The following is a 10,358-nucleotide window of genomic DNA, read 5'->3' as shown; positions in this document are numbered from 1 at the left end:
TTCGTTTCAGAGCGGGTTGCAAAGGTAAGAAGAACTTTTACATCTTCAAGCACTCTGCAAAACTTTTTTTCCTTTTTCCTGCGGGCTGTGTTAGCAGCCTTTCCCAGGAACGCTTCCTTGTGAAGCGGGTGGCAAAGGTAAGCAGAAGTTTTAATTCCGCAAGCACCTGAGCAAAGTTTTTTTCCAGTCTCGTTTCCAGCGTGGTGTCTTTCGATTCCCATACCGGCAGACTCCCTGCTGGAGTTCCGTTTTACTTCCGTTTCCCCGCCCCGTTTGACCGGGTTGGGAGTGCAAAGGTCCACAAAATTTCCGAATCCGCAAGCACCCGGTGTTAAATTCGGCTGGCGTCCCGGAGCAGTTCCCCCTAACTGTCTGTGTGGCACCATCAAAATCTTTAAATTAGTTTAAAAGTTTCTTGCTACAGCTTCAATCGTCTTCTTATTGTATCGTTTTTCGCTGCTATTTCCTGTTTTTATCACCTCTTTAAATGGAAACGAGGTATAGACTTCTGTTTAGTCTATACCTCGTTCGCTAATACTCTATTATATATACTAGCACTTCTTACACAGCTGCTGCTTCCGCATACTCCTGCAGATACTTATACCTTTCAGTCAGTTTCCCTCCTTTTGCTATGGTAGCCCGTGCCAGCATGCCGCCTTCATCATAATTGAAGAACTGCGGGAAGACATAATCTATTATATTACGACCGAAGTCGCGGGAGGCGTTACGCGGTAATTCGCATGGCAGGTTGTCGACGGCCATTACCGTGATGTTGTCTTTTCTGCTGTAAGCGGGCTCGAGCTCTCCTGTATCCGGGTTGTAATCGTAAGCAGGATCAGGTATTGTGGTGGCGTGCTTGGTAGTAGGTATAGAGCCATCTACATCGCAGGTGATATCAGCGATCGTGTCGATTTTGAAATCAGGCTGGCGGGTGTCTTCTTCAGAGAATAGCTTCGGAGCGCGTGGGTCCCAGTAGGCGCAGGCCAGCAGAAGGTCAGTTACTTTGGTGAACTTGCGGAAGGTGGACTGGTATAGCTCCGGGTGGGCATAGAAATCAGGGGAGTCCCATACCTCCACATCTGGGCGGTTGTTGTAGTCGCCGGAGTGGAGTTGGGCGTATACGGGCTCGTTGAATTGCTTGTACAGGTAGTCGAACACGCTCACTTTTCTTATCTCCATTTTGTCGAGCACCTCCATGGCGCCACCTGCTACGCGGCCACCACCGGTTATGGCAATCTTTATCGGCGGCAGCTTCACCTTAAAGTATTCTTCCTGCATGTCTTCCATCTCGTGGCACAGGTAGGCGGGCTTCAGGTCGAAAAGTTTCCATTTTTTGCCATAGGTGAGGATGCCGTTATATGCCCCCACTATACCTGCATACCTTCCAAAGGCTACTACGCGCTGTCCTTGCGCATTGGTCAGTAGCTCGTAGTCTATTAAGGTGATGTTCTTGTCGAGCACGGCGCGCAGGAGTTTGGCGTTGTGCGGCTGTTTTTTGATGGTATGCGAGAAGAAGAAATACGTCTTGTTCGGGATCAGCTGGTCAATGGGCACTTCCTTCACGCCCATCAGTACGTCGCAATCGGTCAGGTCTTGCTGCAGGTCTATACCTAGTTCGGCGTATTCTTCGTCGGTAAAACAGCGTACGTCGCTGGGTTGTACCACTACCTCCGCTCCCGGAAATTCCTGAACGGCTTCTACACACTTTTTGGGGGTGAGCGGTACGCGTTTGTCTACTGGTATTTTGCCTTCTTTAATAATGCCGATCTTAACTTTATTCATAGATGCGTGTTTGTGAATTGTTCTGCTTGAAGTTGTGTTTAAAAGTCTGAGGAAAGCGGCCTGCTATACCTTATATATAGGAGTGCCTCGTTTATAATGTAAAGCTGCACTTGCCACGCCCCAACTATTTAGCTTTCATGCTTCAATATAATAAACAATTACTATTACTTTTGTAGAAATTATTGAAAGTTAGCCTTTGGCTTGTCTTCCACTGGAAAGTAAAAACCCAAATTCCCAATCAATACTTCATCATTATGATACTTAAAACAAAACCTGCTGACACTTTTAAGGAGCGCCACAACGGTCCTGATAAAGAGCAAATGCAGGACATGCTTAAAACCATCGGGGTAGACTCGCTGGATCAACTGATTGAGGAGACCGTACCGGCCGCCATTAGACTTAAGAAGCCGCTGAACCTGCCAAAGGCTCTTTCTGAAACCAAATTCCTGAAGAAATTCGGTGAGATCGCCAGAAAGAACAAGGTATACAAATCGTATATCGGCTTGGGCTACAACGACACCATTATGCCACCGGTGATCCAGCGTAATATTCTGGAGAACCCGGGTTGGTATACTGCCTATACCCCTTACCAGGCTGAGATTGCGCAGGGCCGTCTGGAGGCACTGATCAACTACCAGACGATGGTGATGGACCTGACTGGTATGGAAATCGCCAACGCCTCTTTACTGGACGAAGGTACTGCCGCCGCTGAGGCCATGGGTATGTTCTACGCTCAGCGCAAAGGTGCCCGCAAGAACGCCACCCGCTTCTTTGTATCGAACCTGGTGCTGCCACAGACGCTTGACGTGCTGGTATCACGTGCTACGCCAATCGGCATTGAGCTGGCAATCGGCGATCACCGCGAAGTAGATTTCTCTGACGAAACATTGTTTGGCGCCCTGGTGCAGTATCCTGCTGCTGACGGTGCCATTTTCGATTATACAGATTTCATCAGCAAGGCACACGCGCAGGACATGCTGGTTGCTGTTGCCGCTGATATTCTTTCTTTAACACTTCTGACACCTCCGGGTGAAATGGGCGCCGATGTGGTGGTAGGTACTACCCAGCGCTTCGGTGTACCGATGGGCTTTGGTGGTCCGCATGCGGCTTACTTTGCCACAAAAGATGCTTTCAAACGAGTGATTCCGGGCCGTATCATCGGTATTTCGGTAGACGCCGCTGGTGACAGAGCTTACCGTATGGCGCTTCAGACACGCGAGCAGCACATTCGTCGTGAGAAAGCCACCTCCAACATCTGTACTGCACAGGTATTGCTGGCCGTTATCGCAGGTATGTATACCGTGTACCATGGCCCACGTCGCCTGAAGTACATCGGTTTGAACACACACGCATTGGCGCAGCAGCTGGAGAAAGGCCTGAAAGCGCTTGGTTTTGAACAGCTGAACGAAGCTTACTTCGACACGCTGAAAATTGCGGTGGAGAGTGCTGATATGAAGAATGCCATCCGCACCGAGGCTGAGGCGGCAGGTATAAACTTCCGTTATTTCGAAGAGAACTTCATCGGTATTTCCCTGCACCAGAACACCGAGCTGGAAGATGTGCAAGACATCCTGGCAGTGTTTGCGAAAGTAGCTGGCAAATCTGCTGACGTGCTGGGCATAGACGAACTGCCAGAAGAGACAGAGATCACCTGGTCTGAGAAATTGATCCGCACGAGCGAGTACATGACGCATGAGGTGTTTAACAAGCACCACTCCGAGCACGAGATTCTGCGCTACATGAAGCACCTCGAGAACAAAGACATTTCATTGGTTCACTCCATGATCTCTTTGGGCTCTTGTACCATGAAGCTAAACGCTACGGCCGAGATGATTCCAATCACCTGGCCGGAGATCGGGCAGCTGCACCCGTTTGCTCCTGCCGACCAGACACAGGGTTATGCCGAAATCTTTAAGAATCTGGAAGACTGGCTTTGCGAAATCACCCGTTTCGATGCGATGTCTCTGCAGCCAAACTCTGGTGCGCAGGGCGAGTACGCTGGCCTGATGGTGATCCGTGCTTACCATGAATCCCGCGGTGATCATCACCGTAAGGTTGCGCTTATTCCTTCTTCTGCACACGGCACCAACCCAGCTTCGGCAGTAATGGCCGGCATGAAAGTGGTAATCGTGAAGTGTGACGAAAGAGGCAATATCGACGTAGCTGACCTGCGTGCGAAAGCTGAGCAATATAAGAATGAGCTGTCTTGCCTGATGGTGACTTACCCGTCTACACACGGTGTTTACGAGGAGTCTATCGTCGAGATCTGCCAGATCATACACGACAACGGTGGCCGTGTATACATGGACGGTGCCAACATGAACGCCCAGGTGGGTCTTACTTCGCCAGCGCATATCGGTGCTGACGTGTGTCACCTGAACCTGCACAAGACATTCTGTATACCTCACGGTGGCGGTGGTCCTGGCATGGGCCCAATCGGTGTGGTAAAAGATCTGGCTCCGTTCTTGCCGGGTCACGCGGTGGTTGACTTAGGTCGTCCGCAAGCGATCCACGCTATTTCGGCTGCTCCATGGGGTTCTGCCTCTATCCTGCCCATCTCCTATGCTTACATCGCGATGATGGGCGGCGAGGGTCTGACCGAAGCTACGAAAATGGCGATCCTGAATGCGAACTACATCAAGGCGCGTCTGGAGAAACATTATCCAGTGCTTTATGTGGGTGCTAATGGCCGTTGCGCACACGAAATGATCCTTGATTGCCGCGAGTTCAAGAAATTCGGTGTAGAGGTGGAGGATATCGCGAAGCGTCTGATGGACTACGGTTTCCATGCGCCAACCGTGTCGTTCCCGGTAGCGGGTACGTTGATGGTGGAGCCAACCGAGTCAGAAGCACAGGAAGAACTGGACAGATTCTGCGAGGTGATGATCTCGATTCGTGAGGAGATACGTGAGGTTGAAGCCGGCAAAGCTGACCAGAAAGACAACGTGCTGAAGAACGCGCCGCATACCCTGAAAGTGGTGATGGTAGAGAACTGGGAAAGACCATACGCTCGTGAGAAGGCAGTATTCCCAATGGCATACCTGCGCGACAACAAGGTATGGCCAACCGTTAGCCGCATCGACAGCGCTTACGGCGATCGTAACCTGGTATGCTCTTGCGCTCCTATCGAAGCGTACAACGAGAATGAAAGTGAGATGGTAGCTATCGGCTAATCCGTCTTCATCTTATATCTGAAAAGCCTGACCACATCGGTCAGGCTTTTTTGTTTTAGTGGCCTGGGATATAGCAGCTATACCTACTGATTGCCTCGCTCCGTATACCTGTTGTAGCAAAGGTCCTATACCTCAACCAACAGTTCTATGCGAAACGCTATACCTAACCTGAAACTCTGGCTATACCTTATACCTGCTTTGCTGATCGGTTTAAGCAGTTGTATACCTTCTATCACAGCAGACAGCACTTACGACCGCAGCGTGGACTTCCAGATATACCGCACTTTTGCTTTGCTTGAGCCGACAATGGCCAATACCTCCGCTGACCCAAACCTGTACGAGCCGTTGCTGGACAGGCGGGTGCGGGATGCCATTGCTGCCGAGCTGGTCAAAAAAGGCCTGACACTCGATGCGGAAAGCCCGGATCTGTTGGTTGGTTATGATGTGTCTGTCGCGCAGGACGCAGCAACTGCTTCTCCTGATTTTGGTTATGCCTATTGGTTTGGCTACCGCTTTAACTACAACACCGCCAATTTCCCCAATTACAGACCGGTAGCCCAATACACGCCCGGCACCATGCTCATTGATCTGGTATCGGCCAGCACCAACGAACTGGTATGGCGCGGCGCGGCAGAAGGCGATATTGTGGTAGCACAGACCGACGAAGGCAAAATCAGAAGATCTATCATCAGTATCTTGTCACTATACCCACCAAACCAGCCCGCCAGGAGGTAATTTACAAGCGATACGACAGACTAAGGCCTCCGTAATAATTTCGTGGAGAAGCCGGCTGAAAGTAGCGCCCTCCAAAAGCATTCAGGTCGTTGCCCAGGCTATACTTCTGGTCTGTCAGGTTTTCGGAACCGGCAAATAGGTCGAGTACAAACTGTCGTCCCAACTCACGCCTAAATCCAAGCCTTGCGCCTGCCACCAGATAGGCATCGGCATACACGGTATTTTCGTCTGTCAGCGGAATCTCATCCACGTAGTTGGCAGTCAGGTGCAGGTATAGCCCGAAGTGGGTAGCCAGGTCGAGGCCGGCGGTTAAGGTATGCGGGGCAACACCGGTGAGTTGGTTGCCGCTCAAATCAGTGTCGTCTTTCTGATAATCACGGAACCGGAAATGACTGTAGGTATAGCTGCTCCATACCTTAAGCAGGCTAACAGGTTGCGTTGCGTCTTCGAGCAAGGTATAGCCTAAGGCCGCTTCGAGTCCGCTTTGCGAAGTAGCCCCTACGTTACGGAACACGGCTATACTCGACAAATCCTGCCGGCTCGCAATCGTCTCGCGCAACCGGAAGTGAAAAGCCACTAAATCAAAGCTCAGCTTGCGTCCTAAGGTATAGCCGCGTATACCTGCCTCGTAGTTGATGCCTTTCTCTGCTTCCAATTCCTGGTTGAGGGCACCGTCGGAGGTCAGCAACTCTTCTTCGGAAGGAGGGGAAAAGCCCGCACTCACGCTGCCATGCACCGATACCTGCTCTGTCAGGCGCTTGAGCAAAGCCACCCGTGGCGAAAGCACGGCACTGAATTCGCGTGTATACTGGTATGGACCTCCGCCCGGGGCCTGGTGCAGACGGGTAATTTCATATTGGGTGTCGTTCAGACTGAGGGCTGCTGTCGCGATCCAGTTGCCGGGCAACTCAAATTCAGCCTGAGTGAAGAGCAAGCCTGTTTTGGCCAACACCTCATCATCAGTTCGCAGCGAATCCACACGCCCCCGGTTGTTGTCGTAGGTGCGGGCCGCCTCAAAGCCGCGCTGGTATTCACCACCAAAAGTGATCGTAGTTCCTACCTGGCCCAGGTTAGTATTATATACAAAACGGCTTCGGCCGCCATACTCCTGGTTGGTGTTTCGTTCGTAGTCAGTGTTGAATGGGTGATCTCTATACCTGAACAGGCCATACAGGGCAGTCGTATTTTTCCAGCTGTCACTGAAGCGGTACTCCTGCGACAAACCGATGTTTATACCTTGCTGATTCATGGAAGCATTTTGGGCCACACTCCCGAACATCCCACCACGTGCCTGCCGCGGATCCTGCTCGTATTGTTCCTGCGTCAGTCCGCCGGGCAACTGGTAGAACAAGTCGGAATAGATCAGGTTGGCTTGAATCGTGCTTTTGTCGGATGGGTTGAAAGTAGAGGTGAGCAGCAGCGTCTCGCGGTCCATACCTGATTGCTCCCGATAACCGTCGAGTTGCTGGCGGGTATACTGCAGGTATAGGCTCTGCTTCTCGCCGCCCACACTGGCACTGGCGGTATAGCGTTGCAGACCAAAAGAACCGATGGTAGTGCCGACCTGAAAAACCTTCTCCCCGGATACAGCGCTGCGTGGTTCGAGTAGTATCGTGCCACCTGTACCTGCACCGTAAATACTGCCTGCCGGACCTTTCAGAATTTCCATACTGCTGAAGTTGGCTGCATCATACAGATTCAGGTTTGTGATGCCGTTCGATTCGGTAAGCGGAATTTCACTCAGGTATAGCTTCACATTACGAATGCCATAAGGCGATCGCAGACTACTGCCCCTGATGGAGAGGCGGTAACTGGCCGTAGCCCTTTCTTCCATGCGCACCCCCGGCACCGTATTCACAGCCCGTACCAGCGAACTTTCATCAAAACGCCGCATCACTTCCCGGTCTATCACACTCAGGGCACCCGCTGTTTCGAGCAAAGGCCGGTTGCTTTCATAACCCGTCACAACCACTTCTGAAAGGCTAGCCGACAATGGCTCCAGGTATACCTGAAACGGCATACCTGACTGCATATCTTGTACTAAAATAGTGTCAGGTTTGAATCCGATGTGCGAAATCAGTATGAAAGTCGCCTGGTTTGCGACAGACAGCTCAAATCGGCCGGAAGCGTTGGTTAGCGTTTGCTCGCCGCTATTAGCCGTGATGGTCACGCCATGCAGTGCCTGACGGGTCTGATTGTGCAGCACCTGCCCTGCTATCTGTTGCTGAGCGAAACTCAGCAGCGGCAATAGCAGCAGGATGGTCAGGACATGTAGGCGTAGGGAGAATAACGTTGGATTCATGGGTGCAAGTTAGCTGCTAACGAAACGGCTTACACCTCGCAAGGGTTAGATTTTGCAGAATTTGCTCCGCTGGCTTGCAATAACCATTACAGGCATTTGATTGAACGTGGCTACAAATTATCACTGTCTGAAAGGCGCTGACTATGGCAGTTCTTACACCTATATTGGCAAAGGCAAGGGAAGCATTTTCGATCATGCCAGGTATACGCCACTCGCAACTTAGGCCTTAATAGTGCCTTCTACCACAGCAACCATCAGCACAGTAAATGCTAAATCTCCAATTGGCTACAAATGAAAAAAGGCTCCGTAGAATCTGCGGAGCCTTTCCAAACTATGAAAGCTAATGAAATTTTTAATTCTTGTTAAAGGAGTTCTTATCTGATTCGGAACTCGGTTCTTCTGTTCTGCTGGTGCATTTCCTCCGGACAAGACACGCCATCGGTACATTTGTTCACCAGCCTTGTCTTACCGTAACCTTTGGCAGTCAGTCTATCCTTGGCTATACCTTTCCCGATCAGGTAATTCACGGCAGCCTGCGCTCTACGTTCTGAAAGTACCTGGTTGTAGTTCAAACTTTCACGGCTATCAGTGTGTGAGCTCAGTTCAATCTTGATCGTCGGGTTTGCCACCAGCACTTCGGCCAGTTTATCCAGTTCCTTGGCTGCATCCGAACGGATATCCCACTTGTCCAGGTCATAGTAGATGTTTTCCAGCACAATGGCCACGTTCTTCTCGTCCCTATCGAACACCATGGCCACCTGCAAGGTATCCGGAGCGGTTTTCGGTACCACTACCAGCGCATGCTGATTCAGGAAGCCCTGCTTAGAGCCCTGCATGACATAAGAATTCCCTTTACGGCCATCCATGAAGTACTGCCCCTTCGTGTTTGTCAAGACTGTACTGCTGTCACTTTGGTTTTGTTGTGCGATCAGGAGTTGTACCTGTGGCAGTGGTAACTGCACGTTTTTCTTTTGGTCATTCTGCTTGCGCTCGAGCGTAGTCACAGCTATCACCACAGGCTTTTGCAGTACTTTAAAGCTGTAGATATCATCGGTGCCGTTGCTGCTTTCGCGGTTAGACGACAGCAGACCGGTTTCTTCGTCCTCGTTGAACATGATGCCATAATCATTCTTCGATGAGTTGATCGGATGGCCCATGTTGTTTACAGCTGTCCAGGCAGCGTGCTGGCCCTCGGCCGAGAAAACATCCAGTCCTCCCATACCTTGGTGCCCGTCAGAAGAGAAGTAGAGCTTACCATTCTGATCCACGTAAGGGAAGCTTTCGCGACCCGGTGTGTTGATCAGGATACCTGCATTCACAGGCTCTCCCCAACTGCCATTTGCCTGACGCAAGGTATAGTAGATGTCTGTCTCACCCACACCGCCCGGCATATCCGACACGAAGTACATGATTTTGCCGTCAGGTGAAAGGGCCGGATGACCTACTGAGTATTCTGCTACATTGTTAAATGCAAAAGGCTTGATCTCTGTCCAGGTGGTGCCGCGTCTTTGAGATGAGTAAATCTCCAAACGGTTGATGTATTCCTGCACCTGCGACTTGTCCACCCAACTAGTCGGGTCGGAGTTACCAGCCTTGCGCTGCTGCACCAGTTGCGTACGGGTGAAGTATAGCGTTTGACCGTCTTCCGTGGCTGATGCCGTGGCATTGTGGTACTGGTCGTTGATCATTTCGTGCAGCGCAGTCGGTTTGCCCCAGTTGCCGTTGCCGTCGCGGCTGGCCATAAAGAGCTGCAGATATGGACGACCAGTCCAACCGTAGGTGCCAGAGGTTTTTCCTTCCTGATCTATACCACGGTCTGAGGTGAAAATGATCGCGTCTTTACCATAGTTCATCGGGCTGAAGTCAGAGAAACCCTGGGCGTTCAATCCGCTCAGGCGCTGTACTTCGGCCAGCGGCATTTTCTGGTTTATCCAGTTCATGGCTTTGTCGCAGGATGCCATCAGGTATTGCGCGCGTTCCTCTGCAGCCGGCACTTCCTCGGCCCACAGCATGTATTGCTGCTTGGCTTCGTCGTATTTGCCATTGCTGCGCAGCGCCTCTGCATAATGGTAAATGTTCTGCGGATCACGGCCCGGCATGGCCACCACCTGGGCATACCAGCGCTCCGCTTCCACGGTCTGGCGTGTCAGGCGGTAAGAGTCGGCAATGCGCTCGGCTGTTTTCACATCCGGCTTGCGCTTCTCAGCTGCTTTTTTGTACTGCTCTAAAGCCAGCGCAAATTCAAACTTTTCGTAGTGCTTGTTAGCTTTGCGAAGCTCCTGCTGCGCTTCGGCTACAGGTGCTGCGCCCAGCAACAGGGCAGCAGTAAGGTATAAGGGTATATGTCTGAAATTCATATGCGGTAA

General features: G+C 51.3%; 6 protein-coding genes. 2 read left to right on the top strand and 4 right to left on the bottom strand.

The window, feature by feature from the left end:
- Positions 1 to 221 (bottom strand): hypothetical protein (locus tag L1278_RS06095; RefSeq protein WP_253401928.1); only part of this gene is annotated, 221 nt, incomplete at its 3' end.
- A gap of 340 nt (positions 222 to 561) precedes the next feature.
- Positions 562 to 1,782, bottom strand: coding sequence for an NAD(P)-dependent oxidoreductase (locus tag L1278_RS06090; protein ID WP_253401926.1), 1,221 nt, complete (start codon positions 1,780 to 1,782; stop codon positions 562 to 564).
- A gap of 254 nt (positions 1,783 to 2,036) precedes the next feature.
- On the opposite strand from L1278_RS06090, the gene gcvP reads away from it, so the two are divergent.
- Together gcvP and L1278_RS06080 are read left to right on the top strand one after the other, a co-directional pair.
- A complete protein-coding gene (gene gcvP / locus L1278_RS06085; RefSeq protein WP_253401924.1) occupies positions 2,037 to 4,955 on the top strand; it encodes an aminomethyl-transferring glycine dehydrogenase in 2,919 nt (972 codons plus the stop codon).
- Positions 4,956 to 5,102: 147 nt separating this feature from the next.
- Positions 5,103 to 5,690 carry a DUF4136 domain-containing protein gene (locus L1278_RS06080; RefSeq protein ID WP_253401922.1) on the top strand — a complete coding sequence of 196 codons (588 nt, stop codon included), beginning with the start codon at positions 5,103 to 5,105 and terminating at the stop codon, positions 5,688 to 5,690.
- A gap of 1 nt (position 5,691) precedes the next feature.
- On the opposite strand, the gene L1278_RS06075 is transcribed toward L1278_RS06080, so the two are convergent.
- Both L1278_RS06075 and L1278_RS06070 read right to left on the bottom strand, forming a co-directional pair.
- Positions 5,692 to 7,992 (bottom strand): TonB-dependent receptor domain-containing protein, encoded by a 2,301-nt coding sequence (locus L1278_RS06075; protein ID WP_253401920.1) that lies wholly within the window; start codon positions 7,990 to 7,992, stop codon positions 5,692 to 5,694.
- 374 nt (positions 7,993 to 8,366) lie between these two features.
- Positions 8,367 to 10,349, bottom strand: a complete 1,983-nt coding sequence (locus L1278_RS06070; RefSeq protein WP_253401918.1) for an OmpA family protein — start codon at positions 10,347 to 10,349, stop codon at positions 8,367 to 8,369.
- Positions 10,350 to 10,358 lie beyond the last annotated feature (9 nt).

Source organism: Pontibacter sp. HSC-36F09, from assembly GCF_024171605.1.
Taxonomy (GTDB): domain Bacteria; phylum Bacteroidota; class Bacteroidia; order Cytophagales; family Hymenobacteraceae; genus Pontibacter.
The sequence above is the reverse complement of the archived record's forward strand: the minus strand, read 5'-3'. Positions and strand labels throughout refer to the sequence as shown.

Bases quoted from the DNA above. Each gene is read 5' to 3' on its own strand.
- gcvP (WP_253401924.1), top strand. From the start codon at position 2,037: ATGATACTTAAAACAAAACCTGCTGACACTTTTAAGGAGCGCCACAAC.
- L1278_RS06090 (WP_253401926.1), bottom strand. From the start codon at position 1,782: ATGAATAAAGTTAAGATCGGCATTATTAAAGAAGGCAAAATACCAGTA.
- L1278_RS06070 (WP_253401918.1), bottom strand. From the start codon at position 10,349: ATGAATTTCAGACATATACCCTTATACCTTACTGCTGCCCTGTTGCTG.
- L1278_RS06075 (WP_253401920.1), bottom strand. From the start codon at position 7,992: ATGAATCCAACGTTATTCTCCCTACGCCTACATGTCCTGACCATCCTG.
- L1278_RS06080 (WP_253401922.1), top strand. From the start codon at position 5,103: ATGCGAAACGCTATACCTAACCTGAAACTCTGGCTATACCTTATACCT.